Annotated in this window: 21 protein-coding genes; 11 read left to right on the top strand and 10 right to left on the bottom strand. The window is 64.5% G+C overall.

All coding sequences use genetic code 11. The features are described from left to right. Positions 1 to 10: 10 nt before the first annotated feature. The 4 genes from CHRYSEO8AT_RS09105 to CHRYSEO8AT_RS09090 form a co-directional block, all read right to left on the bottom strand. The gene (locus tag CHRYSEO8AT_RS09105; RefSeq protein ID WP_159849301.1) at positions 11 to 100 is read right to left on the bottom strand and encodes a potassium-transporting ATPase subunit F; all 90 of its coding nucleotides are present in this window, start codon (positions 98 to 100) and stop codon (positions 11 to 13) included. Positions 101 to 362: 262 nt separating this feature from the next. Further along, entirely contained in the window at positions 363 to 980 is a 618-nt protein-coding gene (locus CHRYSEO8AT_RS09100) for a DUF1190 domain-containing protein (protein WP_201304393.1), read from the bottom strand. Between the two features lie 5 nt (positions 981 to 985). Next, positions 986 to 1,399 (bottom strand): DUF350 domain-containing protein, encoded by a 414-nt coding sequence (locus CHRYSEO8AT_RS09095; protein WP_159849297.1) that lies wholly within the window; start codon positions 1,397 to 1,399, stop codon positions 986 to 988. 25 nt (positions 1,400 to 1,424) lie between these two features. Further along, complete coding sequence (locus CHRYSEO8AT_RS09090) at positions 1,425 to 2,072, bottom strand: DUF2491 family protein (RefSeq protein WP_159849295.1); 648 nt, start codon at positions 2,070 to 2,072, stop codon at positions 1,425 to 1,427. 138 nt (positions 2,073 to 2,210) lie between these two features. Between CHRYSEO8AT_RS09090 and CHRYSEO8AT_RS09085 the strand changes: the two genes are divergently transcribed. The 4 genes from CHRYSEO8AT_RS09085 (at position 2,211) to CHRYSEO8AT_RS09070 (ending at position 5,803) form a co-directional block, all read left to right on the top strand. Continuing rightward, positions 2,211 to 2,891, top strand: a complete 681-nt coding sequence (locus tag CHRYSEO8AT_RS09085; protein ID WP_159849293.1) for a YjfI family protein — start codon at positions 2,211 to 2,213, stop codon at positions 2,889 to 2,891. A gap of 16 nt (positions 2,892 to 2,907) precedes the next feature. After that, the gene (locus CHRYSEO8AT_RS09080) at positions 2,908 to 3,663 is read left to right on the top strand and encodes a PspA/IM30 family protein (protein WP_159849291.1); all 756 of its coding nucleotides are present in this window, start codon (positions 2,908 to 2,910) and stop codon (positions 3,661 to 3,663) included. A gap of 3 nt (positions 3,664 to 3,666) precedes the next feature. Continuing rightward, on the top strand, positions 3,667 to 4,833 hold the full coding sequence (locus tag CHRYSEO8AT_RS09075) for a glutathionylspermidine synthase family protein (RefSeq protein ID WP_159849289.1): 1,167 nt from the start codon (positions 3,667 to 3,669) through the stop codon (positions 4,831 to 4,833). 88 nt (positions 4,834 to 4,921) lie between these two features. Further along, positions 4,922 to 5,803, top strand: a complete 882-nt coding sequence (locus tag CHRYSEO8AT_RS09070; RefSeq protein ID WP_159849287.1) for a hypothetical protein — start codon at positions 4,922 to 4,924, stop codon at positions 5,801 to 5,803. Between the two features lie 43 nt (positions 5,804 to 5,846). Here the strand turns inward: CHRYSEO8AT_RS09070 and CHRYSEO8AT_RS09065 are convergent, their stop codons facing one another. The 4 genes from CHRYSEO8AT_RS09065 to CHRYSEO8AT_RS09050 all read right to left on the bottom strand — a co-directional run bounded on the left by CHRYSEO8AT_RS09065 (position 5,847) and on the right by CHRYSEO8AT_RS09050 (position 12,886). Then, positions 5,847 to 6,293 (bottom strand): hypothetical protein, encoded by a 447-nt coding sequence (locus tag CHRYSEO8AT_RS09065; protein WP_159849285.1) that lies wholly within the window; start codon positions 6,291 to 6,293, stop codon positions 5,847 to 5,849. 152 nt (positions 6,294 to 6,445) lie between these two features. Then, positions 6,446 to 8,944 carry a glycoside hydrolase family 3 protein gene (locus tag CHRYSEO8AT_RS09060; protein WP_159849283.1) on the bottom strand — a complete coding sequence of 833 codons (2,499 nt, stop codon included), beginning with the start codon at positions 8,942 to 8,944 and terminating at the stop codon, positions 6,446 to 6,448. Between the two features lie 68 nt (positions 8,945 to 9,012). Beyond that, a complete protein-coding gene (locus CHRYSEO8AT_RS09055) occupies positions 9,013 to 11,730 on the bottom strand; it encodes a TonB-dependent receptor (RefSeq protein WP_159849281.1) in 2,718 nt (905 codons plus the stop codon). 121 nt (positions 11,731 to 11,851) lie between these two features. After that, a complete protein-coding gene (locus tag CHRYSEO8AT_RS09050) occupies positions 11,852 to 12,886 on the bottom strand; it encodes a LacI family DNA-binding transcriptional regulator (RefSeq protein ID WP_159849279.1) in 1,035 nt (344 codons plus the stop codon). Between the two features lie 127 nt (positions 12,887 to 13,013). Here CHRYSEO8AT_RS09050 and CHRYSEO8AT_RS09045 point away from each other — a divergent pair, with 127 nt between their 5' ends. Next, a complete protein-coding gene (locus CHRYSEO8AT_RS09045) occupies positions 13,014 to 14,252 on the top strand; it encodes an MFS transporter (protein WP_159849277.1) in 1,239 nt (412 codons plus the stop codon). A 51-nt stretch (positions 14,253 to 14,303) separates the two neighbouring features. Beyond that, positions 14,304 to 15,431: a glycoside hydrolase family 5 protein gene (locus CHRYSEO8AT_RS09040; protein WP_159849275.1), complete on the top strand. Its 1,128-nt coding sequence runs from the start codon at positions 14,304 to 14,306 to the stop codon at positions 15,429 to 15,431. A gap of 15 nt (positions 15,432 to 15,446) precedes the next feature. On the opposite strand, the gene CHRYSEO8AT_RS09035 is transcribed toward CHRYSEO8AT_RS09040, so the two are convergent. Continuing rightward, a complete protein-coding gene (locus CHRYSEO8AT_RS09035; RefSeq protein ID WP_159849273.1) occupies positions 15,447 to 16,055 on the bottom strand; it encodes a TetR/AcrR family transcriptional regulator in 609 nt (202 codons plus the stop codon). Positions 16,056 to 16,221: 166 nt separating this feature from the next. Between CHRYSEO8AT_RS09035 and CHRYSEO8AT_RS09030 the strand changes: the two genes are divergently transcribed. Next, positions 16,222 to 16,902 (top strand): Coq4 family protein, encoded by a 681-nt coding sequence (locus tag CHRYSEO8AT_RS09030; protein ID WP_236547486.1) that lies wholly within the window; start codon positions 16,222 to 16,224, stop codon positions 16,900 to 16,902. Continuing rightward, positions 16,902 to 17,327: a DUF2147 domain-containing protein gene (locus CHRYSEO8AT_RS09025; RefSeq protein WP_159849271.1), complete on the top strand. Its 426-nt coding sequence runs from the start codon at positions 16,902 to 16,904 to the stop codon at positions 17,325 to 17,327. Before CHRYSEO8AT_RS09030 ends, CHRYSEO8AT_RS09025 begins: the two co-directional genes overlap by 1 nt. 89 nt (positions 17,328 to 17,416) lie before the next feature. Here CHRYSEO8AT_RS09025 and CHRYSEO8AT_RS09020 read toward each other — a convergent pair whose 3' ends face one another. After that, the gene (locus CHRYSEO8AT_RS09020) at positions 17,417 to 19,093 is read right to left on the bottom strand and encodes an FAD-binding dehydrogenase (protein ID WP_159849268.1); all 1,677 of its coding nucleotides are present in this window, start codon (positions 19,091 to 19,093) and stop codon (positions 17,417 to 17,419) included. A 229-nt stretch (positions 19,094 to 19,322) separates the two neighbouring features. On the opposite strand from CHRYSEO8AT_RS09020, the gene CHRYSEO8AT_RS09015 reads away from it, so the two are divergent. From CHRYSEO8AT_RS09015 to CHRYSEO8AT_RS09005, 3 genes are all read left to right on the top strand, one after another. Next, the gene (locus CHRYSEO8AT_RS09015) at positions 19,323 to 22,298 is read left to right on the top strand and encodes a TonB-dependent receptor (RefSeq protein WP_159849266.1); all 2,976 of its coding nucleotides are present in this window, start codon (positions 19,323 to 19,325) and stop codon (positions 22,296 to 22,298) included. 208 nt (positions 22,299 to 22,506) lie between these two features. Continuing rightward, on the top strand, positions 22,507 to 22,986 hold the full coding sequence (locus CHRYSEO8AT_RS09010; protein ID WP_159849264.1) for a hypothetical protein: 480 nt from the start codon (positions 22,507 to 22,509) through the stop codon (positions 22,984 to 22,986). 143 nt (positions 22,987 to 23,129) lie between these two features. Beyond that, entirely contained in the window at positions 23,130 to 25,256 is a 2,127-nt protein-coding gene (locus CHRYSEO8AT_RS09005; RefSeq protein ID WP_236547485.1) for a TonB-dependent receptor, read from the top strand. The last annotated feature ends 57 nt before the right edge of the window (positions 25,257 to 25,313 follow it).

The following is a 25,313-nucleotide window of genomic DNA, read 5'->3' as shown; positions in this document are numbered from 1 at the left end:
TCCCGGTTCTTCAGAACCGTTCGGGCCGCAGCAGCGCCGCGACCATGTAAACGGCGACGACCACCGCCCCCGCCCCCCAGAGTATGGCGATCATCGTCATACCCGTTTCAATGCTGTGGCCAGCAGGGCGAAGGCGGCGAACGCCCCTGCCCCCACGGCCAGAAAGATCACGTCGGCCAAGTCGGCCTCCTCAAGCTCAAGTGGAAGCAGGAGGAGATCATGGGCGGCCGTAACGGCGCGATGTGAATCCCGACCCTAGGCATAAAGGAAGCATAATGCGGGGCGGCGGATCCGGAATGCAGAAAGCCTCCGACCCGGCGGGATCGGAGGCTTTAAAAACTGACCGCGAGAGGGTCGGTCGCTTATCCGCCGTAGCTGCGGCCGCCGCCGCCGAACCCGCCGCGCGAGACCACGGTGGTGCGGCTCTGCACCCGCGTCGGGGCTTGGCGCGCCACGTCGCCGTGTTCGCGCGCATTGGTCAGGGTCTTGCCGGTGCGATAGTCGCGGTAGGTGTAGCCGCCGCCGTAGCCGTTCGACAGCCGGCCCTCCCGGTCGCGATACAGCGGACCACCGCCGCGATAGCCGCCGTTCAGCATCTGGCCGACGATGAAACCGGTCAGCAGCGGGGTGAAGAAGGAGCCGTTGCCGCCCTGATTGTTGGGTTGGCACTGGGACGGTCCCCACTGGCCCTCGCATTCCTCGCGCGAGGCGTAGCGGGGCGCGGTCTTGGCGGCCTCTTCCTGGGCCTTGGCCTGGGCGGCGTCGCATTCTGCGGGAGTTATGTCGTTGGCGGCCTTGCACTCGTCCAGCGACTGATAGGCCAGGGTCGGTTCGGGATCGGGCGCCGGGACGCGCTGGGGCGAACCGCAGGCGGCCAGGGAGAAGCTGGCGGTGGCCATCAGGCTGCTGACGTGCAGGACGCGCGAGCGCTTCAGCCGGCGCATGGTCTCGGTCTTGGGAAGGTCTTTCGGATCGGTCATGGCGGTCACGACGTCATGCAGGCGGCGTTAAGCAGGCCGACGCAGATGGAGATGGAAGCCAGATAGACGGCCGCGGCGATCTCGCCCGCCTCGATGCGGACGACCAGGTTGCGGAAGGCCATGCGGCTGATGGTGACGAAGACCACGATCTGGATGATCCCGGCCAGCAGCGCCCAGGCGGCGAACTCCATCAGGCTGACGGTGTGCGACAGGGCGGAGGCGAGCGGCAGGACGTAACCGATCAGGGCGCCGCCCAGGGCGATGGCGGCGGCGGTGTTGCCCTGACGGATCAGCGTATGTTCGTGATACGGCGTCACCCACTGGTAGACCAGTTTGAAGGCCAGGGTGAAAGCGCCCGCCATGGCGAAGGCGATCAGGAAGGCGATCGCCCCCTGCTGAAATACGAACCAGTCGAACATCTGTCTTGCCCCTCGGATTGCGCGCTCAGGCGCGGAATTCGGCCATTTCCAGCGGAATGCCGATCATGATTTCGTGCGTCGTCTCGCCACCCTCGGGCTGCTGCTCCAGGGCGATCATCAGTTCGCGCCCACCGCCCAGCTCGCGAGCATACAGCATGCAGGTCTGGAAGATCTTGGCATAGGGGGTGGTAGCGGCCCGGTCGTCCCAGATCGTCTCCCAAAGGGTGACGGGCGGCTGGATCGCGTCGCTCTCGGCGAACCAGAAGCGCGGATAGTCGGGCAGGTCCTCGGCCGCGCCGTGGAAGACCGGCGCCGACAACCGGTCGCGCCAGATGCGGCGTTCCCGCTCGCCCGGCGGATAGGCCGAGGTCCAGGGCACGAACAGGCTGAAGTCATAGGATTCCAGCCCCGCCTCGTCGTCGCTCATGGCCTGAAGCATGACGTGGTCGTCGGTGTAGAAGCGATGCACGAACTGACCGCTGTCCAGGCTGACCAGCCCCTGCGCCGAGATGTCCAGCACATCGCGGTCCAAGGTGAAGTGGGTCTCGTCGCCCAGCCGGCGCCAGGCCAGCGGGTCCAGCGATACGGTGCGGCCCACGGTGATGTTGCGCACCGTCGCCAGCCGATTGGCGGGTGCAGCCTTCTCCGACGATCCGAAAAGCTTCTTGAACATGGGCGACTATCTAGGCCCGATGCGCGCCGACGGCGAGCGAACAGAGACGATGCGACCGAATGAGGCGGTTCATGCCCACAACTTCCGTCCGATCTTGCATCAAGTCAAGCGTTCATGTTACGCGTTTCATGTAACGACATGCCGAATGATACCTCACCCTCTTCCGCCGCCAACGATCGCATCCGTGCGTGGCGACAGGCGCGTCGCGAGGCGGGGCTGGTCAAGCTGGAGCTTTGGGTGCCGGAGGCCGCCCGCGACGACGTGAAAGCGGCCGTTCGCGCCATCGTCACCGATTCCACCCGCGGCCCGCACCTTGCCGGGCGACCGCGCCGCCCCACTTCTGATCCCATCACCCCTGGAGACGACCACCATATGGACGCCGTGATCGAAACCCCCTGGACCGTGCCCGCCATCAAGTCGGCGCTGGACGGTTCCGCCCTGCTGCGCGACGGGGAAATGACCCTGCGCGTGGTCGAGGGCGCCGAGCCCGTTCTGCTGGCGACCATGCACGAATACGGCGACCTGCCGGTCTATCTGAGCGTCGGCGACGCCCAGATCGTCTGTTCGGTCCTGCTGTGGCCCGTCGCCGAACAGGCCGACCGCCACGCCTTCAACGAGTTCCTGCTGAAGGCCCAGCGCGTGGTGCCCCTGTCCAACTTCGCCATCACCAACGTCGGTGGCGAAGACGTGTATGAGCTGATGGGCGAACTCTCTTGCAAGACGACGCTGCAGACCATCCTCATCGAATTGCGCACCCTGGCCGAGAATGCGATCGACGCCACCGAACTGCGTGAAACCTTCGGCGCCGACGCCGCCTGATCCCGGAAGACCGACCATGTCCATGCTCAGAAAACTGTCAGCCCTGTTTCGGGGTTCGGCCCATGATGCGGCCCAGGGCGTCGTCGACGCCAATGCGCTGAAGATCCTCGACCAGGAAATCCGCGACGCCGACAATGCTCAAGGCAAGGCGCGCGACGACCTGGCCGGCCTGGTGGCGCGCCGCCGCATGGCCGAAAACGAGATGTCCAGCTTCCGCGACCAGATCGGCAAATACGAAAGCTCGGCTCGCACCGCCCTGGGCCAGGGCAAGACCGACCTGGCGCGCGAAGTCGCCGGCCGCATCGCCGAGCTGGAGGTCGAGATCACCAGTCGCGGCCCGCTGATCGAGGACATGAAGACGGCCGAGACGCGCCTGCGCACCGCCATCGCCTCGACCGACCAGAAGATCGAGACGCTTCGTCGCGAGATCGACATCGTCAAGGTCAACGATTCCGTCCAGCGCGCCCAGACCTCGGTCGCCCTGAACTCGGCCGGCGCCCAGTCGCGCATCGGCTCGGCGGCGGACAGCCTGCAACGCATCAAGCAGCGTCAGGCGATTCAGGAAGAGAAGCTGAACGCCAACCAGGCCCTGGAAGACCGCCGCACCGGCGCCGACCTGGACGCCAAGCTGCGCGAGGCCGGCATCCTGCCCGGTCATTCGTCGGCCGACGACGTCCTGGCCCGCCTGAGCCAGCCGGACGTGACAGTCGTCACCCCGCGCATCGGGCAGTCCAGCCAAGATGGGGCGACCCCCGACAAAGACCCGGCCTGATCCATGGAGCGTCTGCGCTTCGATCCCCGCACCGACTGGGACGCCAAGGCCGAGGAACTCGGTTTCACCTGGCGCCATACCGACGGCAAACCCTATTGGGACGAGACGGCCGCCTACGCCTTCTCGCTGGCCGAGATCGAGGACGGGATCGAGGCGCCGACCGAAGAACTGCACGGCCTGTGCCTGGAGCTGGTCGATGAGGCCGTTCAGTCCGAGCGGCTGATGGAGCAGCTCGATATTCCCGAGACCATGCGGGACTATGTGGCCGACAGCTGGAAGCGGGGCGATCCGTCCCTCTATGGCCGGTTCGACTTCGCCTATGATGGAACGGGTCCGGCCAAGCTGTACGAATACAACGCCGACACCCCGACCAGCATCTATGAGACGGCGGTGTTCCAGTGGCTGTGGCTGGAGGATCAAATCGCGGCTGGCGCCCTGCCCGCCGAAGCCGACCAGTTCAACAGCCTGCATGAGAAGCTGGTCGATCGGTTCCGGGCCATCTTCCCGAACGGCGGCTTCGTGCATTTCGCCTCGGACGCCGAGTTCGTCGAGGACCGCCAGACGGTGCGCTTCCTGGAAGACCTGGCCCGCCAGGCCGGGTTGGACCCGCAGTTCGTCGCCATCGACCAGATCGGCCTGAACGCCGACGGCCGGTTCGTGGACCACGACAACTGGATCATCCAGGCGATGTTCAAGCTCTATCCGTGGGAGCAGATGCTGCGCGACGAATACGCCGCCCCCCTGCCGACCGCCGACGTGACGGTGCTGGAGCCGGCGTGGAAGAGCGTGCTGTCCAACAAGGCCATCCTGCCCCTGTTATGGGAACGGCATGCGGGCCATCCCAACCTGCTGGAATCCTATTTCGAGGGCGATACGGCCGAGAGCGCGTTGGGGTCGTCCTACGTCCGCAAGCCCCTGTTCTCGCGCGAGGGCGACAACGTCGAACTGATCGACCAGGGCCTGAGCGCGGCCGAGGTCGTGGACGGCGGCTATGGCGAGGGGCGCTACATCCGCCAGGCGCTGTGCGATCCGCCCCTGTTCGACGGCAACCATGTGATCGTCGGGTCGTGGGTGGTCGGGACGGAGCCCGCCGGCATCAGCCTGCGTGAGGATGTGGGGCGCATCACACGCAACACCTCGCGCTTCGTGCCGCACTTCATTCGGGGCTGAGGCGGCGTCACGCCGTTTGGCGAAGGCGGCAACCAATGCAAGGCGCGGGTCGTTCTTGGGGTCCCACAGACGCCCGAAAGCCGCATCCATGCCCAGCATCCGCCTCGCCCTGGTCGCCACGACCGCCCTGACCCTCGCCGCCGGCGCCGCCAGCGCCCAGACGCAAGCCCCATCGACGACCCAGGACCGCCTCGGCGCCGTGGTCGGGGCATTGTTCGGGGATCGGCTCGGCCTGTCGGCCATGGACCAGGCCTGGCTGCGCGGCGGGCGACCCCTGCGTGACGGCCAGAGCCAGTTCTCGACCCAGGTGGACGCCAGCCTGAGGGCTGGTTCGGTGTCCAGCTCGGCCGCGACGCGGTTGAGGTCGGACTATACGGCCCTGGTCGATCTGGAGACCCGTTACGCCGCCGACGGCATCAATACTCAGGAGCGCGCAGACCTGAACGCCCGCTACACGGCCCTGACCCAGACGCTGCAGTCTGGTGCCTCGGGTTACGAAGAGACCGACACGGTCGCCCAGGGCCGCACCGCCTTCAATGCGCGCGTGGACGCCGCCGTGACCGCTCGCCGCCTGACGCGGACCGAGGCCACCCGCCTGAAGACCGACTATCAGGCCCTGATCCAGATCGAGACCCGCTATAATTCGGACGGCACGATCAACGCCACGGAACGCGCCGATCTGGACGCGCGTCTGGATGCGCTGGACCTGCGGGTTGGCGACGGCCCGGCCGGTACGACGCCGCCGGCCGCGAACCTGACGGCCCGCGCACGGCTGACGAACCTGGAAACCACCCTGACCGCCTCCGAACGCTCGGGCGCCGTCACCCGCGCCGAGGCCGCAGACATCCGCGTCGAAGCCGGCGACCTAGCCCGTCTCGACGCCGCCTACACCCGCACCAGCCCGTCGGCCGACGACACCGCCTACCTCAGCCGCCGCATCGGCGAACTGGAAGCCCGCGCACGACGCTAGGGCCACGACGCCATCCGTCCCGCTCTTTCGAGAGCGGGACGGCCTATCCGGATCGCGCTGTCTTGAGTTTGGCCAGTAGGGCCTTGCGGCGAACATCGTAGTCGCGATCAAGGTCGGCACGGCGCGTTTCCAATCGGACCGCCTCTTCGTCCAAGTCCCTCAGAATGCGCGCCTGGTTCGCGTCTAAAGTGGCCAGGTCTGTCGCCAGCCTGTCGATCTGCGCACGCCTGGCCTTGCCGGGCGCGGCCTTCGGGCGAGGGGTCTTGGCGATCTTGCCGATATCGATCGTCAACCCACGCTGGATGACCTCGCCCGGCGCGGCCAGGGCGGCGTCATAATCCGCACCGTCGCTCAGTTCGCTGGCTAGGCCGGTGGCGAACAGGTCCTGCTTTGATCCCCACGCTTCCAGCGCCTTGGGTCGTGAGCTGACCGCGACAGTAAAGGCATGAAACCCATCAGACCAGCTGAAGACCTTCAGCCTGGGAGCCATCGTCACCACCCGCAAGTTCCGAGCACCTCGCCCGCAGCGATCACTAGAGATCGCAGCATCAGGTTCTGCAAGGCCGCCGATGGCAAGTAAGACGGCGCTCGCGGAAGCCGCAGTGCAATCTGGTCTGCCCCCCTCTGCCAAGCGGCTGTTACTCAGCGCGTCGGACAGCTGGCTTCCGCATCGTTGGGGACGAGGCCGATGTCGGCCAAGGTGATGCGTAGAGGGGAACTGGAGCCCAGCACGAACGGGGTCTCGACCGCCGTCGTTCCCACGCGTTCGGCGTCGAAACAGGCCAATCTTACCCGGATCGTGCGCCATTCGCCGATCTTCGCATCGCGAAGGAGGGGTGCGATGTCGACCAGGTCCTTGCCGAAGCCGAGTTGAAGCGCTCCGGCGATCGGAGCGTCCAGCCGCACCGCGGTCGTCAGCACCATGTCGCCGTTGCGTTGGCGTGACAGATCGACGGCGGGACCGAAGACAACGGCCTCAGCCTGCCCGGTGAAGGTCAGCGCCATGGCGCTTTCCTGAGCCGAACCGTCGGCGGGACGAACCGACACCCGGTCCCGGGGGCTGGACGCTGAAAGGGCCTGGCCGACCCGGGCGTCTCCGCCATCGTCCCGAAGAATCAGCGACCAGGGCGCCTGGATGCGACCGTCGCTGAAATACCGGTCGAGGTTGCTTCTGGCGATGGTCGTGGCCCCCGCTTCGGAGAGAAGGGGTGTGGTCGCCGGCGCGGCGTAGCTCAGCCCGTAGCCGTAGGCGAACTGCGGATCATATCCCGCGTCGCCGACATTGAGCGTGAACTGTTCGGAGGTCCGCGGCCACGAGAAGGACAGCCGTCCGGTGAAGTCATAAGCCGCCTTGCCGTCGGCCTTGGCGACCAGCACGTCTGCGACGCCCTCGCCTTCGGCGCCGGGCAACCAGGCGGCGACGAAGGCGTCGGAGGCGTTGATCTCGGGGTTGACCCAGAGGGGGCGGCCGCTGAGGAAGACCGAGACGGTCGGAATGCCCGCCGCCTGAAGCCGCTTCAGCAGCGCCAACGGTTCTTCCGGTCCGAAGTCGAGGGTTTCGACATCGCCCTGAAACTCGGCATACGGCGTCTCGCCGAACACGACGATGGCGACGTCGGGTTTGTCGCGATAGGCGCCTTCACGGCTCAGTTCGGCGACGCCGCCGGCGTCGGTGACCGCCGCCTTGAGACCGGCCCACAGGGATGTGCCGCCGGGAAAATCGGCATTCGTCGTGTCCGCGCCCTGCCAGGTCACTGTCCAACCGCCGGAAGCCTGACCAATGGAGTCGGCCGCCTCGCCGGCGACCAGCACGCGCGCGCCCGGCCGGATGGGCAGGACCCCGTCGTTCTTGAGCAGGACGAGAGACTTTCGCACAGCTTCTCGCGCCAGCGCCCGGTGATCGGGCGAGCCCAGCACATCGGCGCGCCCTTCCAGAGCGCGATCGCGATCAAAGACGCCCAGCTTGGCCTTGACCCTCAGAATGCGCCGCACGGCGTCGTCCAGACGCGCGGCCGAGATCTCGCCTGACCGGGCCTGGGCCAAGGTGTTGACGTAGAGACCCCGCCAGCTGTCCGGCGCCATGAACATGTCGAGACCAGCGTTGATGGCCTGAGCGCAGCTTTCGTTGCTGCAGCCCTCGACCTGGCCGTGGGCGTTCCAGTCGCCGACGACAAAGCCTTCAAAACCCATTCGTCCCTTCAGGACATCGGTCAGAAGCGAGGCGTTGCCGGTGATCTTGTCTCCGTTCCAGCTCGAGAAGGACGCCATGACCGTCAGGACGCCGGCGTCTATGGCCGGGACGTAGCCCTGAGCGTGAATGGCGATGAGTTCGGATTCGGAAATCCGGGCGTCGCCCTGATCGACGCCGTCGTGGGTGCCGCCGTCAGCGACGAAATGCTTGGCGGCCCCCGCGATCTTGTCCGCGGCCAGAGGGCGGCCGGCGACCAGAGCCCCTTGCAGCCCCAAGGTCATCGGGCCGGCGTAGGCGACGCCGACCTCGGGATTTTCGCTGTAGCCTTCATAGGTTCGACCCCAGCGGTCGTTGCGGGGCACGGCCAGCGTCGGCCCGAACGTCCAGTCTGCGCCCGAGGCCGCCACCTCCTGGGCCGTGGCGGCGCCGATCCGCTGGATCAGGTCTGGATCCCGCGCGGCGCCCAGGCCGATGTTGTGCGGAAACAGGGTCGCGCCGACAATATTGTTGTGGCCATGAACGGCGTCGATGCCGAACATCAGCGGCACGGCGGCGCCGGGACGGGCCGCAGCCGCCGCCCTGAAAGCGCGTGACAGGGCGACCCAATCTTGTAACGGCGCGCGCTCGTTTCCATCGGGAGAGGAGTTGCCGCCGGCCAGAATGGACCCGATCGGATACTGCTCCAGGTCGGCCGGCGTGATGGAGGCGATGTCGGCCTGGATGATCTGACCGACCTTTTCCTCCAACGTCATACGGGCCAACAGGCCGTCGATCATGGCCTCGGTTTGCGGATTGGTGATGGCGCTCGGACTGGCGGCCTGAGGCCAGACGGCGGGATCGGCCTTTGCGGCGGACGCTGGTTCGGCGGATGAAGGCGAAACTGCCGCGCAACCCGTCAGGACGGCCGCGAGGGCGATGGCGGACACGAGCGATCGACGGGACGCAAACATGCAGGACCTCGGACTAAAAAAAGGGCGGCGACGATCCGGAGATCGACGCCGCCTCAAGGCTCAGGAGTTTAGAAGTTCGCGCGCAACCGGATACCGGCCGTGCGCGGCTGGTTGAGGAACAGGACGTTGACGACCTGATCCGACACCAGTTGCTTTTCGACGACCGTCTTGTCGAAGGCGTTGTTGACGTAGGCCTCGATGCGATAGCGGCCGCTGGCCGGCTCCCAGCCCGCGCCCAGGTTGACGGTGGCGTAGCCTTCCTGCCGCGCCCAGAAACCGCCCTGGCGCGCATCGGTGCTGCGCAGATAGGGGCTGGCGGGTGGAGACGTCGGATTGACGGTCTGCCCCGCCAACGAAGCCTTGAAGGCGTCATAGGCGGCCTGGCCGGCGGCGTCGGTCGGGCGAGCCGTAAACTGGATCACCGGCGCCTCATTGTAGATGTTCAGGTAGAAGCTCGACCGGTAGTTGGCCAGCAGATGGAAATCGGCGCGGCCGCCGAACAGATCCACCGTGGTCTGAAGGTGGGCGTTCAGATTGACCTTGGACACATTGGGCAGCTCGTTGCCGGCGATGTCGACGTTGAAGTTCGGCGTTCCGTCGCCGTAGTCAGTGCCCCGCGTATCCGTGAGCACGCCGCTGTCGGCCTTGGCGTCGATGTACGAACCGATCAGGTCCAGGCGCGTGCGGAACGGCAGGTCGAACCGCGACTCCAGCTCGAAGCCCTTGATGGTGGACTGGGCCACATTGATGTTCTGCTGCGAGAAGCCGGCGCTGGCCCCGCCGGGGCCGGTGCCCAGCGACACCAGGGTCTGGAACACCTGATCCGCATAGTCGTAGTAGAAGACGTTCGCATTCAGGTCGATACGACCGCTGGCGGGGCGGAAGGTGTTCTTCGTACCCAGCTCGAACAGGGTCACGGATTCAGGCGCGAACGTCGGCGCGGTCTGGACGCCGTTGATGGTGATGGTGTCGTTGAAACCACCTGACTTATGGCCCGTCGACACCGCGCCATAGAACAGGTTGTCGGCCGTCAGATCGTATTCGAAGCCGACACGGTAGTCGCTGAAGTTGTCTTCATACGACCCGACCTGAGCGCCAGGGGCCGTGATCTGGAAGAAGCTGTGTTGACCGTTGGCGGGGCAGACCTGTCCGCCGCCCGCCGGCTGGGTATCCGGGCGATCGACGCAGGTGCCGTTGGGTCGCGAACCGTCGGCGACGCCGGCGATCTGCTGCATGAAGGTATCGCGTGCGCCGGACTGGAATGCACCCTGGAAATAACGCGCAGCTTCCTGATTGTTGCCGGGCGTCGGCGGCGCATAGCTCTCGCGTCCCGTGAAGATCGGGCGGAAGCCTTCGGTGCCCAGACGCGTGTTGAAGCAGCAGCCGAAGCCTTCCGACCCAAGACCCAGCGACCAGTTGCCGCCGATCCCGTTTCGCGACTTGTTCTCTTCCGTGTAGCGATAACCGGCCTTGAGCCGCAGTTGATCGGTGACGGGATAGGTCAGATCGGCATAGGCGGCGAAGGAGTCCGACTGCACGTCCGGGAAGGTAAACTCGGTGCCCGAGTAGAACTGCCCCTTGTCCACGACCGACAGGAAGCCGACCTGCTGGCTTTCCTTGAAATAGAAGAGGCCGGCGGACCAGATCGCCTTGGAATCGGCCGGCGACGACAGACGCAGTTCGTGGATGTCGGACTCCGACAGGGTCAGCCAATACTGGGTGCCGAAGTTGTCGTAATCGACGTTCGAAGCCCCGTATCCGGGACGGACAACGCCCTCGTTGGCGGCGTTGACCTGATAATAGTCGACATTGCGGCGGCTGGCTGAATATTCCAGCACCGCAGGCCCGAAGTCGTAGGACACGTTCAGCGCCAGACCCCAGTTGTCATTCTCGACCAGTCCTTGCGGCCCGCGATAGAGCACGTCGCGCAGCTCCAGTTGATCGGGCGTGCCGCCGCCGACCAGGCCATTGCGGATATTGGTCGCGGGATAACCGGTGCCGCGCTCGGACTCATAATCGCCCATCAGACTGAGGCGGAACCGGTCGTTCGGCTGGAACAGGTAGGTCAAGCGGCCGGAAAACAGCTCCTGGATGCCAGTCGGGTCAAGCGTCTGGTCGCTGCCGACATTCTTGTAGGCTGTGCCCTTGTCCACGCCGTAGATAGCGGCGCGGATCGCCTGGGTCTCGCCGATAGGCAGGTTCAGCGCGGCCTCATAGCCGGTGGTTTCCAGATTGCCCACCTCGCCCTGGACGTAGCCGGAACGCTCGCCCAATCGCGGCATGTTGGGAATGATATTCAGGGTGCCGGCGACGGCGTTGCGTCCCCGCAGCGTGCCTTGCGGGCCCTTGGCGATTTCGACCCGCGCCAGGTCGAAGAACATGCCGCCGAGGCCGCGCGGCCGGGGCAGGTAGACGCCATTCAGGTGAGTGGCGGCCGATGGGTCACCCAGTTCGGTGTTGTTGGCCGTACCGACGCCGCGGATGTAGATCTGGACGTTGCCTTCCTGATTGGAGATCGACAGGCCTGGCACCGCGGACTGCAGATCCTCGATCTGGTCGATGCCGATCGCCTGCAGTTCCTTGCCGGAAATGGCCTGGGCGACGCCTGCATAGTTCTGCAAGGATTGTTCGCGGCGCTCGGCCGTCACGACGACCTCGCCGACATCCGTCGCGCTATCCTGGGGTCTGTCAGCCGGCTCGGCGCTCTGTGCGAAAGCCTGTCCTGCGCCGGCCGCGATCGCGAACGTCGCACAGCCGAGCAGAAGCGATTGTCTGAAGCGGATCATGGTCTTCCCTCCCGCGGGCCCTGTTTTCCAGAGCTCCAGCATGATGACGCATCGCGTGATGCGCCCGTTTCCCACCTTCAAACTGCCGTTGTTTGACAGCGCTGTCAACGCCAAAGAAATTTCAGCGCGGCGGCTGTGTCGAAGCTCGATCTACGAGCACATAGTCGATCTTCTCGACGGCGTGGCCGGGCGAGCGCGTGGCGTTCAGCAACATGCGTGTGGCGGCGGCCGCCATCTCTGCGACCGGCTGGCGCACTGTCGTCAGAGGCGGGGTGCTGAACATGGCGCTGGGCGTATCATCAAAGCCGCAGACGGAAATCCCGCCGGGCGCAGCGATGCCCAAGGCGGCTGCGGCATTGAGAACGCCCAGGGCCATATCGTCATTGCTGGCGAAGATGGCCGAGGGCGGCTGCGCCAAGGTCAGTAGCGACTCGCCGGCCTTGCGGCCCGAGGCGAAGGTGAAGTCGCCTTCGACGATCCAGTCCGGTTGCGCGATCAGGCCGTGGGCCGCCAACGCCGCCTCATAGCCTTCGCGTCGCGCCTGACTGGCGGCATAGGCGGCGGGCCCCGAGACGAATCCGAGCCTTCGGTGGCCCAGACCAATCAGATGATCCGTCATGTCCATGGCGGCCTGACGATCGTCCATGAAGACCCGCATTCCCCGTCCCAGGTCCCGGTCGGCGCCCAATCGCACGAACGGCGTCCCGGTGCGTTCCAGAATATCGAGCACGGTCGGATCGTCGGCGTTCGGCGGCGTCAGCAACACCCCGTCCGGCCGTAGCGATCTCAACAGGGATAGCAGCCGGGTTTCCAGACTCGGCGCACCGTAATCCACAAGCTCCACCAGAAGGTGATACCCGGCCTTGCGGCACTCCACGAGCGCGCCGTATTCGAGCCGGCTGAGATAGTCGTTGCCGCGCCCGCTTCGCCAATGCTCCAGGGTCAGATCGGCGTCGACGAAGGCCGCGATCAGATAGGACGACGCGCCAGCCAGGGTGCGCGCCGACAGGCTCGGCTGATAGTCCAGGCTTTCGACGGCGGCCTGAACCTTGGCCTGAAGGGCCGCGCTGACATTGGGTTCGCGATTCAGCACCCGAGACACGGATTTGATGGATACGCCCGCCAGCGCGGCAACATCATAGATCGTCGCAGGCATCCTGGTCCCCGCCCCCGCAGACGCCCGTAACGAGTCGTCGGTTCGAACCCGACCTATGGCCCGTTTGCGCGTGGGCTCGCAAGATTTCGCTCGCGAAGGACGCAGACAATCGTCACTGCTCCACGCCATGCAGTTCGTCCACGACGTTCAACAGGCCGGGCCCGCCCGCGTAGGCGCCGGATTCATCGCGATCCTGACCCTGGCCTATGTCGGCGCCTTTATCGCCTTCGTGCCGCTGTTGACCCTGCTGATTCCGCTTCAGGCGGCCGTCCTCGCTCCGGGTGACAAGATCGGTCTGCTCAGCCTCGTCACGCTGTGGGGCGCCGTCACCGCCAGCCTCGCCAACCTCGGGTCCGGCTGGATCAGCGACCGCACACCGGGCCGCTTCGGCCGACGCCGGCCCTGGATCCTGTGCGGTCTTATCGGCGTCTTGCTGGCCTATGCCGCAATCGAGGCCGCGAACTCACCGCGCGGCCTGGTCATCGCGATCATGGGCTTTCAGCTCGCCTTCAATCTGATGTTCGCCCCTTTGCATGCGGTCTTTGCTGACAGGGTGCCCGACGATCAAAAGGGGCGCGTGGCCGCCTTCATCGGCCTCGCTGCGCCCATGGGTGCGGCCAGCGGCGTGCTGATCGCGACACCTCTGTTCCCCTCCGCCGCCGCACGGCTGATCGTTTTGAGCATCCTGGTGTCGGCCTGCGTCCTGCCCTTGCTGCTGACCTGGCGCGAAGGGCCGAGCCCGCCACGCGCATCGGACCCGACGTCTCAGCCGCGAAGTCGTCTCAGCGCGGACTTCGGCTTCGTCTGGGCCTCGCGATTCTGCTTCCAGATCGCCGCCAGCGTGGTCGGCGCCTATATGCTCTTCTATCTGGCGGACTATGCGCGATATGCAGATCGGTTCACGGGCGCGACGGTCGAGAGCGGCCTGGCCAAGCTGATCGCCATTTCTACGGTTCTGACCCTCGCCGCCGGGTTCGTCGGCGGTCTGCTCTCGGACCGCCTTGGACGGCGCAAGCCGTTCATTTTCCTGGCAGGCGGCTTGCTCGCGAGCGGGCTGCTGGTTTTCGCCTTATGGCCGCAATGGCCTGGGCCGCTTGTCGGCTATATTCTCTATGGGCTGGGGTTCGGCCTCTACACCACGGTGGACACCGCGCTGGTCGCTCAAATTCTGCCCTCGAGAAAGAACACCGCTCGCGATCTGGGCGTGATGAACCTGACAAACACCCTGCCCGCCATTCTTGCCCCTGTATTGGCGATCGTCGCCCTGGGGCCGACGCGTTCGGACTGGCCGACCCTGATGATCGCCTCCGCTGCTATCGCCCTGCTGGGCGGCGGCGTCGTTTACGGCGTGCGCGCGACGCGTTGACAAAGTGAAAGACAGCGCTGTCAATGCGGCGTTTCGGTAGGGTGCGCAGACATGAAGATTGCAGAGATCGCAGCAGGTTTGATTTTCTGCGTCGCCCTTGGCGTTGCAGAACCTTCGTTCTCGGCCGCCGCCAACCTCTCGCCCGTTCAGTCCACGACGCCTGCGCCGACCGCCCATGAGGCCGCAGCGCAGATGGGCAAGGGCTTCAATCTTGGTCAGATGTTCGACAACAGCCAACATCCGCCGACGCTGGAGGCGGCACGGCCCAAGATCGACGCCTATTACGATCGTGGTTTTCGGGTCGTGCGGATTCCGGTCACCTGGACCGAAGACGTCGATGGCGACACGCTGGCGGACGCGGGCACAGGCCGCATAGACCTCGCCTCCCCTCGCCTGGCGGCGTTGAAAGCCGTCGTCGACTACGCCCTTTCCAGACCCGGCCTCTATGTGGTGATCAACGCCCATCATGAGAAACGACTGAAAGAGAGCGGTCGGGCCGACGTGCTCGGTCGGCTCTGGGCCGACATCAGCGACCAGTTCGGCGATCGGGATCATCGCCTGATCTTCGAAATCCTGAATGAGCCCCATCTCGCCAATCACGATCCGATGCCGCCAGCCGTCCTTCGGCGAATGACGGGCGTCGCCTACGATCAAATCAGGGCGCGAGACAAGGCGCGCATCGTCGTGATCGGCGGAAACCAGTGGTTCGGCGCCGATGAAATGGCCCGGACATGGCCTGACCTTTCAGACGTCGGGGCGGGCCGCGATCCCTATGTGATGGCGACCTTCCACCACTATAATCCCTGGACCTTCGCAGGCGACAACCAAGGCGACTACGCCGACGCCTGGACCGATGCGAACATCCGCGACCCCATGGAGACGATGGCCCGCTGGGCCGCGACGACCGGCCAGGGCATGCCCGTTTTCATCGGTGAATGGGGTGTGGGTTGGCATAGTCGCCTGCCGACCATGAACTGCAACAACATCCGGCTCTACTACGCCAAGTTCCAGGCCGCCTATGCCGCACCGATGAAGATGCCGACCGCCGTGTGGGACGACGGAGGATGGTTCAAGGTCTTCGACCATGCCGCCAATCGTTTCGACAGCAACCTGATCGACTGCATCGATGGCCAGTGCGACTGGGCGGGCGCCGAACGATTTAATCCCGACTGCGTGTGAGCTTGTTCTTCTGATTCACCGTTCGGACCGCGCAACGAAATAGGGCAGCAGTCCCGCGACGACGCGGCGGCTGGCGTCTTCGTCCTGATCGAGCATGTCCCTGAGCGGCTCTCCGATCAAGGCTTCGCCAAAGGCGCTCAACGCGATGAAGAGGACGGCCGAAGACAGGCGAATCTGGCTGGCGTCCGAGGGGTCGCCAAGCTTGTCCTGGATGGCGTGCACCAGCCCGTTCACGGCGCTGCGGACTGGCTCGAGGTGCGAAAGGTCGCCCTTCAGCACGATCCAGGCCGCCAGCTTGCCCGCTCCGCCTTCCGCAAAGGCGTCGAACACGGCGTTGACCAGTTCCAGCGGCGCGCCGTCATCGGTGCGCAGGCGCGCGATGGCCGTATCCAGAGCGTTGGACAGGTCCGCGACCATGGACCCCATAAGCGCCGACTGGAGCCCCTCCGCCGAGCCGAAGTGATGGATGAGGTTGGCGTGGGTCATGCCCAGGTCGTCGGCCACCGCCTTGAGCGTGACGGAATCCGGCCCACCCGCGAGCAACCGCGCACGCGCGCAGACCAAGGCCTCTTGGCGGGCTTCGTCCGGGGTGCGCCGACGACGACGAACGCGCTCTATTGACATTGTTGTTAGTTACATCCATGTAGATAGCAGATTGGTTAAGCGCAGCGGCCGGAGAGAGCAAGTGACAGCGGACCTATTGATCGATGACGGAGCATTTCGAGCGCCCGCCCGCGCCGCCGGTCGGCTTCAGCCTCGGCGTGTTCAGCCGCTGAGGGCCTTGCGCGCCTTGCGACGACTGATCGCCAACAAGGAAGACACGACCCAGGTGTTCGAGATCATGAACGCCTTGGCCGGCAGTTCGGTCAGGCGCGGCTATCACAAGATGCTGGAACAGACCGAAGGGTCGCGACAAGCCTTCAAGATGATCGAACTAGCGGATCGCCTTCACGACCGGCCATGGCTGGAATCCCTGCCTCAGAACTCCGTGGGTCGCGCCTATCTGGACTTCATCGACGAGCGCAATCTATCGGCCTACGGCCTGGCGAGCGAAAGCCAGAAGGTCGCAGACAGCGAGATCGAGGCCGCCCATCCCTATGCCTGGTATGCACGCCGTCTACGCGATGTCCACGACCTTTGGCACATCCTCGCCGGCTATCGCACCGACGCGCTGGGCGAAGCCTGTGTGGTCGCCTTCTCGCTGCCGCAGACCCGAAGCGCCGGCTTCGGCCTGATCGCCGCCGGTGTCGCGGTGGAAGCTGCGCGGGCTCGGACGGGCCATCCCTGCGCACGCGCCATCCTGCAGGCCTGGCGTCGTGGGCGCCGCGCCGCCTGGCTGCCGGGGCTGGATTATGAGGCTCTGATGGCTGAGCCTCTGGATCAGGCCCGTGCGCGCCTGGGCTTGGCCGGACCCACGCTTTACGACCAAATCCCGGTCGAGCTGCGCAACAGCCTATTGGTCTCCAGTTGATGTTTCGGGCCGCCGCCGCCCTGATCACCGGCCTCGTCCTCACGGGGTCGGCGACGGCTCAGGATGGGCTTCTGATCGGCAAATGGCGCACCGCCGCCCAGAGCGGGGTCGTCGAAATCCACGCCTGCGGATCCGCATTGTGCGGTCGGGTCGTCGATGCCGCGCCGCTTCGGCGCAACCCGGACCAGAAGGACGTGCGCAATCGCGATCCGAACCTGCGTGAGCGCCCTCTAAGAGGCGTAAGGGTCTTGGACGGGTTCACGGGCGGTCCTACCGCCTGGAACGGCGGGCCGCTTTACGATCCAGACAGCGGCCAACGCGCCGCTCGGGGAACCCTGACGCTGGTCGAGCGTGATCGGTTGTCCGTGCGGGGCTGTATCGCGCCCCTGCTGTGTCGCACCCAGACCTGGACCCGGATCAACTAGTCCGCCGGATCCAAAAACCGAACGGCGCGGCCATGGGGAAGAGGATTGCAGCATAGACCGTCGCCAGCAGCGCGATCTGGGGTCGGTCCTCAGCCCAGGTCGCTCATGGCGCGACCAGCGGCACGGCCTGTGAAAATGCAGCTCCCCAGGAAGCTGCCCTCCAGGGCGTTATAGCCGTGGGCCCCGCCGCCCCCGAACCCGGCGGCCTCGCCAGCGGCGTAGAGACCTTCGAGAACCGATCCATCGGCTTTCAGAACTCGACTGCTCAGATCGGTCTGAATGCCGCCGAGACTCTTGCGCGTGAGGACATGAAGCTTGACGGCGATCAGCGGGCCGGCCGCCGGATCAAGCAGGCGATGGGGCTTGGCGACTCGCGCCAGTCGATCGCCGAGATAGCGACGAGCATTGTGAATGCCCTGAACCTGAACGTCCTTGGCATAGGGATTTTGGATCTGGGCGTCGCGCGCCTCAATGATGGAAAGCACCGCCGCCGCGTCCAGAAGGGGCGTCGCCGTCAGGGCGTTCATCTTCGCGACCAGCGTATCGACATCCTTCGCAATCACGAAATCCGCGCCTTGCGTCTTGAAGGCTTCGACTTCAGGGGATGCGCCCTTGCCTAGTCGGGTCTTGAGCACTCGCAGCCACTCGCCGGAAGTGATGTCGCCGTTCTGCTCGGAGCCCGACAGAGCGAACTCCTTTTCGATGATCGCCTGGGTCAGCACGAACCAGGAATGGTCGTGCGCCGCCAGATCCGGGGTAGTGCGCAGATGGCGCAGGGTCGACAGGGTGTCGTAACCCGGCAAGGCAGGAAACGGCAGACGCCGCCCCAAAGCGTCGAGCCAGAGCGACGACGGTCCCGGCAATATTCGTACGCCATGCCTGGACCAGATGGGGTTCCAGTTCTGGATGCCCTCGACGTAGTGCCACATACGGTCCCGGTTCACGAGGCGCGCGCCGGCCGCCTCAGCGATGTCCAGCCCCCGCCCGTCGACATAGGCGGGCACGCCGGTGATCATCTCGCGCGGCGCCGTTCCCAAACGGGCCGGCCAGAGACGTCGCACCTTGTCATGGTCGCCGCCGATGCCCCCGGTGGCGATCAGAACGGCGGGGGCCCGCAGGGTGAAGGACCCCGTCACGTCGCGGTTGGACGGCGCTCCACGCGGCGCATCGTCCGATGCCAGCTTGACGCCTGAAATACCTGTGACGCGCCCGGCCTCAACGATCAGCTCGTCGACACGACAGCGCGGGTGAAACGACAGCGCGCCGCGCTTCTCCGCCTCTATTGCACGGGCTGCGAAGGGGCCGCTCACGCCCGTTCCCGTTCCCCACGCCACATGGAATCGCGGCACGGAGTTGCCGTGACCGTCGGCGCGGCCGTCGCCCCGCTCGGCCCAGCCGACCATCGGCGTCAGTCGAATGCCGTGACGTCGTAGCCAGCTGCGTTTCTCGCCCGCTGCGAACTCGACATAGGCGCGGCCCCAACGCGTCGCCCATTCGTCCTGCGCCAGCGCGCCGTCCAGACGGTCCCAACCTGCGCTGCCCCGCCAGTCCGACCAGGCCAGATCGAATCCGTCGCGCACGCCCAAGCGACGTTGTTCGGGGCTGTCGACCAGGAACAGTCCGCCGAACGACCAATAGGCCTGACCACCCAGGTTCGCGGCGTTTTCCTGGTCCACCAGCGCCACCCGACGTCCGGCCTGGACCAACTCGTTCGCGGCCACCAGACCGGCCAGCCCCGACCCAACGATTACGGCGTCAAAGTCCATCCCGCTCCCCCTTTGTGGCGCCAAGCTTCACGCCGCCGACACCGACAATCCGGCCCGCTTTCGGATGACCGTCAACCAACATCGCTGTCAATAGGTATTGACATGGCGGTGAGTAGTGCGAAGTTGACGACAACCGCCGGTGGCCCCGCCCCGCCGAGCGGAAAATACAGGCGGGAGGAAACGCACATTACGCGCCCCTGATAAAGCCGGCGCGCTTCGGGAGGACTTCATGGCTTCAACGGCCCGTATTCGCGCGCGTCTGGCAATCTCCGTATCGACAGCGGCCCTCCTGATCACCTCGGGATCCGCCTTGGCGCAGACTGCAGCGGGTCAGACCCAGCCTTCGCCTGCGGTCGTGGACGACATCATCGTCACGGCGCAAAAGCGCGAACAGTCGATCCAGGACGTGCCGATCGCGGTCACGGCGCTGTCGTCTGAAACGCTGGAGTCCCTGCGGATCGAAGGGGGTTCGGAACTGCTGCGCGCCGTGCCGAACGTCACCTTCTCCAAGTCCAACTTCAGCATGTACAACTTTTCGATCCGGGGCGTCGGCACCAAGGCCGTCTCCGCCTCCAGCGATCCGGCGGTCGCCGTCAGCTTCAACAACACCCCCCTGATCCGAAACCGGCTGTTCGAGCAGGAGTATCTGGATGTCGCGCGGGTCGAGGTGCTTCGCGGTCCGCAAGGCACCCTTTATGGCCGCAACGCCACCGGCGGCGTGGTGAACATGTTCCCTGAACTGCCGCGCTTCGAGTCCGAAGCATTCGTGACCGGCGAACTCGGCAACTACGACACCAAGCGCGCCCAGGCCATGGTCAACATCCCGTTGGGCGACACCTTCGCCGTGCGCGGCGCCTTCGCCGCCACCAAGCGGGACGGCTTCGACTACAACAGCTTCAACGACACCCACGTCAACGACCGCGACCTGTTCACCACCCGCCTGTCGGCCCGCTGGGAGCCGACCGCCCGGTTCCGCGCCAATGCGATCTGGGAACATTTCGAGGAAGACGACAACCGCTCGCGCACCGGAAAACAGCTGTGCACACGCGATCCTGGTTTGACGCAGGTCGGATCGGTAGCGGTGGTTCAACCCTATAACCAGGATCAACTCAGTCAGGGTTGCCTGCCTGGCTCACTGTATGCAGACGCCGCCTATGGCACACCGAACGGTGGATCCTTTGGGCCTATCCGATTTCTGTCTACCTCCGTCGATATCGGTCAGGACAGCAACGGGCAGCTAACCTTCCTGATCCCCTTGGGCGCCGACCCCTATGAAGGCGTCGTCCAGTCACGCAATCTGCGAGAAATCGCGACCAACTTCGATCCGGTGTTTCGCGCGAAGAACGACATCTTTCAGGTCAATCTTGAATTTGATCTGACCGATATGCTGACGCTGTATTCTCAGACGGCCTATGCCAAGGACGATTATTACGCGTCTCAGGATTATGCGCGATACGTCTCAAACCCAGCTTTTTCGGACAGCAGCAAGGCACTCGACTTTTTCGGCGATCCACTACCGTCCAAAGCGACGCCTGGCGGAATATACAACGACCCGCAACTCGGTCCCTCAGACCGCATACTTTCGGCCGACATCAGCCAGTCAGATAACCGTCAATGGTATCAAGAATTTCGACTTCAGTCCGAAATGGATGGTAAGTTCAACTTCAGCCTTGGTGCGAACTATTTAGATTTCAAATCTCAAGACGATTACTACGTATTCAACAACACGTTTTCTCTTATCGCGGAATATTTTTATAATCAGGACCTTAGTGATTTTACAGGAAGAAATAGCGAGCTTTGTGAAGAAAATCGCGATCTAGAATGTGTTTACGTCGACCCCAATCGTTTGAGCGATATCAACGGAGATGGGCATAACTATTTTCGCAGTAAGAACGTCATTCATACCCGCTCCTGGGCGGTGTTTGGTGAAGGATACTGGGACCTGAAGCCTAATCTGCGTCTGACTACCGGCTTTCGTTATACAGAGGACCGTAAGGTCACAACGCCCTATCCAAGCCAGTTGCTACTGGGAGCAGACCGGGACGGCACCCCCGGTAGTTCAACCGGCGGCTTTGTACGTCGTGGATACTACGCCCTTCCAGATATAGAACAGCAGTGGGAAGCAGTCACGGGGCGCCTGGTCCTGGATTGGACTCCGGACCTATCCTTCACCAACGACACGTTGGTGTATGCCTCGTTATCGCGTGGCTACAAGGGAGGCGGGACCAATCCGCCGCGCTTGGATCTGAAGCCTGGCATTGTCGAATACCTGCCCTTGGCCAGCACATTCGAACCCGAGTATGTGAACGCCATCGAGATCGGCACCAAGAACACGCTCTTGGATGGGGCGCTTCGGCTGAACACCACCGCCTTCTACTACGACTACAAAGACTATCAGGTATCCCAGATCGTTGACCGCATTTCCCTGAACGAGAACTTTGACGCCACCATCTGGGGCGTAGAGTTGGAAGCTGTTTACAAGCCTACTCCCAACTTTCAGATCGATGGCAATTTCGGATATCTGAACACGCGTATCGCCGATGGTGAAGGGTCCATCAACGTCATGGACCGGACGCAGGGCAACCCGGACTGGACTGTGCTTCGACCATGGATTCAAGTGCCATCGAACTGTGTCGCGCCTACTGAATACGTCGAACGAATTCTGGACAGCCCGTTTGGGCCGGAGTTTGCGAACCTTGCGATCAGTGCCTTGTGTGGCGGCTCATCGCGATTTGGCACCTTCAACCCCGAGCTTAATTCCAGCCTTCCATTCTGGGCTCTCTATGGCTTCACCTACAATCCCCTGACGGAAGCTCCGAATGCCGGGCGCGGATTTGAGGCGGATCTAGGCGGCAACGAACTGCCCAACTCGCCTAACTGGACCGCCAATATCGGGGCTCAATACACTTGGTTCCTTGGCAACTGGGATGTGACTGTACGCGGTGACTATTATCGCCAAGGTGAGAGCTTCTTCCGCGTTTACAACACCGAATACGACCGGCTGGAAGGGTGGGACAACCTTAACCTGTCAGTCTCGGTCAAGGATGAACGGCGCGGCCTCACCCTTCAGGCCTATGTCAAGAATATCTTGGACGACGCGCCGATTGTCGACGCCTTCACCAACTCCGATGACACGGGACTGACCACCAACGTCTTCACCCTGGATCCACGGCTGATCGCCGTGCGTCTGACCAAGAGCTTCTGACGGCGCTAACGCCCGTCGGTGCGCCAACGATTGTTTTACCCGACCGCCACTGCGGTCGGGGTTTCGTGCCATGCCAGGTTTATCATACTGAAAAATAACAATTTTTTCTTGACTCATCAGTGTTGACGGCGCTGTTAATAGGCGTCCAAACATTGGGACAGTCCAAATTTCACAGGGCCGACCACGGCCCGCACTAGGGAGGACTATCATGATCAAGACACTTTCCTTCGCCGCCGCAGCCTTCGCGACGGTCGCCATGGCTTCGCCATCCTTCGCGCAATCGTTTTCGCCTAGCTCGGGCAGCGTGTCGGGATCGGGTTCAGTGACGCTTTCGCAGACCGTTTCTGCAACCTGTAATGTATCAGTTACGGCCAGCCCCCTCAGCGCGACCAGCGCGCCCATCCCAACCCGCAGCATCACGCCCGGCAGCATCACATGCCTGGCGGTGGCGCCGACAGGTGCTTGGGGCGCAGCCGTCGTACCGGGATCGACCACTTCCATCGCCCTGACCATTGGCGCGAACACTGTCGCCAATGATCCGTGCTACGGGACAGTCGTCGTCGCCTGGAACAACGCGACCAACACGGCCACCTTCAACAACAATGCGCTGCCGCCCATCAATCCGACAGGCCGGAACTGCACGATCGTGCGCGGCTCCATCCGTATCCCCGGCCTGCAAATCCTCTAGTCCCGGCACGAGTCTGGACCTCTCTGAAACCTGAAAAACCTCGGCCGGGCGTCTCCGACGTCCGGCCTTTTTTGTTCTCGTTTCTGGCGCCACTTCGCAGAAACCGAATAGGGTCGCGGGTCTGGCCCTAACAGCAGGTCTTGGTGATCGCGCAGATGCTGTTTTGCCTACCCCTTATTTTGACCAGCAGCGTTCAGGCCGAGGCCCTCGCCCCGGTTCAACTGGACGAGGTCGTCGTCGTCGGTCGGAGGGGCGCCGCCAGGCTGGCGCCCGAGCGCGAGCTGGGAACCGAGGAGATCGACAACCTCGGCGCCTACGATATCGGGCAGGTCATCAATCGCATCAGCGAAAACCTCGGCCTGCAGCAGCCGCCGTTGGTGATCGTCAATGGTCGTCGGGTGGTCGATCCCCGGAACTTCCTCGGCTTTCCGCCGGACGCCTTGTCTCGCTTGGAAATTCTGCCGCAACAGGCGGGCGCGACCTATGGAGGCGACCCCACCCGGAGGGTCGTGAACATCGTCCTGGTCCCCGAGTTCAGAAGTCGCGACGGCCTGGCTCGGGCGTCGCGACCCACGGCCGGGGGAACCTCGACCCTGGCGGTCGACGCCCGTCAATCTCAACTGAAGGAAACCGACACGCTGCAGTTCGGCGTCGAGGCGGGGCGAACGACGTCGCTCAGAGCGGATGAACGATCAGGCGTCGTCAGAGACAATCCCGAGCGCGAAGGCGGCACGTTGCGCCCCGCGACCCAGACCGCCGCGGCGAACCTGTCGATGACAGGGACGCTCGGCGACTGGGCGACATCGCTGACCGCCAGCGCGCAGGAGCAGCGCAGTCGGTTTTCGTCGCAGGTCGCGGGAAGCGTGCTCGATACGCGACAGGCCACGAGCATCCTGACCGCGAGTGGCGGCGTCAGTGGTTCGGCCTACGGCTGGTCGGTGCGGATGGGCCTGGACGCCGTCGCCATTGAAAGCCGGCAGAATGGCGTTTCCGACCTGACGGCCCGCAACCTGTCAGGGGTCGCGAACCTGTCGGCGGATCGGACCCTGGTCGATCTTCCGGCGGGGCCGATGCTGATGACGGTGGACGCGCAGTATTCCCACGCGCGAACCGACACCGACGCATCGGGCCAAGAGACAGCCCAGTCTTCGCAGGCGCTCGATATGAGGTCCGGTCTGACGCTTCCCATATGGTCAGCCCAGCAGGGCGAGCGGGGCGGCGTATGGGGCGACCTGCTCGTCACGCTCGGCGGGCGGTTGAGTCGGTTGGACACCGCAGGCGCGGACGGCCAAGGGTTCAACGCCGGCTTCGCCTGGACGCCGTCGGGCCGATATCGATTTACGGGGCAATGGTCCCGCGCAACGGACGCCCCCACGCGTGATCAACGGTTCGCACCGGCCCTCTACGGAGCACCGCAGACCGTTTATGACTTTCGATCCGGCGAAGCGGTGGAAATCTTGCCGCTCACCGGCGGCAGTCCAGACCTTCGAGCGCAAGACACGCAGTCGGCGTCGATCGGGGCCTCAGCAGGCCCGTTCGGCCGTTGGGGCGTGCAGGGCAATGTCGATCTGCAAAGCACGCGATCGACCGACGCGATCGGCGCCCTGCCTGCGCTGACGCCGGCGACCGAGGCCGCCTTTCCGAACCGATTTTTGAGAGACGCGACGGGGCGTCTGTTCGCCGTCGATCAGCGCGCAATCAATTTGCAGGAGATCGCCTCCGACACCCTCTCGTCCGGCCTGACCGCCAACATTCCCCTTGGCGGGGCCGCCCCTGGATCGCCCCGACGAGGCTCTGTCCAGGTTTCCATCAGCCATACCTGGCGGCTCGCGGATCGCCTGATCATCCGCGACGATCTTCCCACGTTCGACCGGCTGTCCGGAGATGGAGGCGGGGTGTCCCGCCATCAGCTGACACTGAAAATGGATGGTCGATTTGGGCGTTGGGGCGCGAACCTGAACGCCGCCTGGCGCAGCAGCGCCCGCATTCGACGCGACGTCGGCCAGGACGGTCCACAAGACCTTGCCCTGTCGCCCCTGACCACCGTCGGACTCAAGATCAGCACCGTGCTGGAGACGAAACAAGCCGAAACGACGGAGGCCGGCCGGCGTCGAAACGATGGTCTCCGCCTCGAACTGGAAATCGAGAACCTGTTCGACGCCCGGCCAGATGCAACATTAGGCAACGGCCTCCCGGCGCCGGGCTATGGCCGCGACGACCAGGACCCGCTCGGCCGAACCGTCCGCCTCACCGCAAGCCGTCGATTTTGACGCGGCCGACCTACTAAGCCGGTAGGGTCTGTGTCATCGCGTTTAAAGACGACATCG

This window comes from Brevundimonas sp. G8 (assembly GCF_902506205.1).
Lineage (GTDB): Bacteria > Pseudomonadota > Alphaproteobacteria > Caulobacterales > Caulobacteraceae > Brevundimonas.
This window is presented reverse-complemented; position numbering and strand designations above follow the sequence as displayed.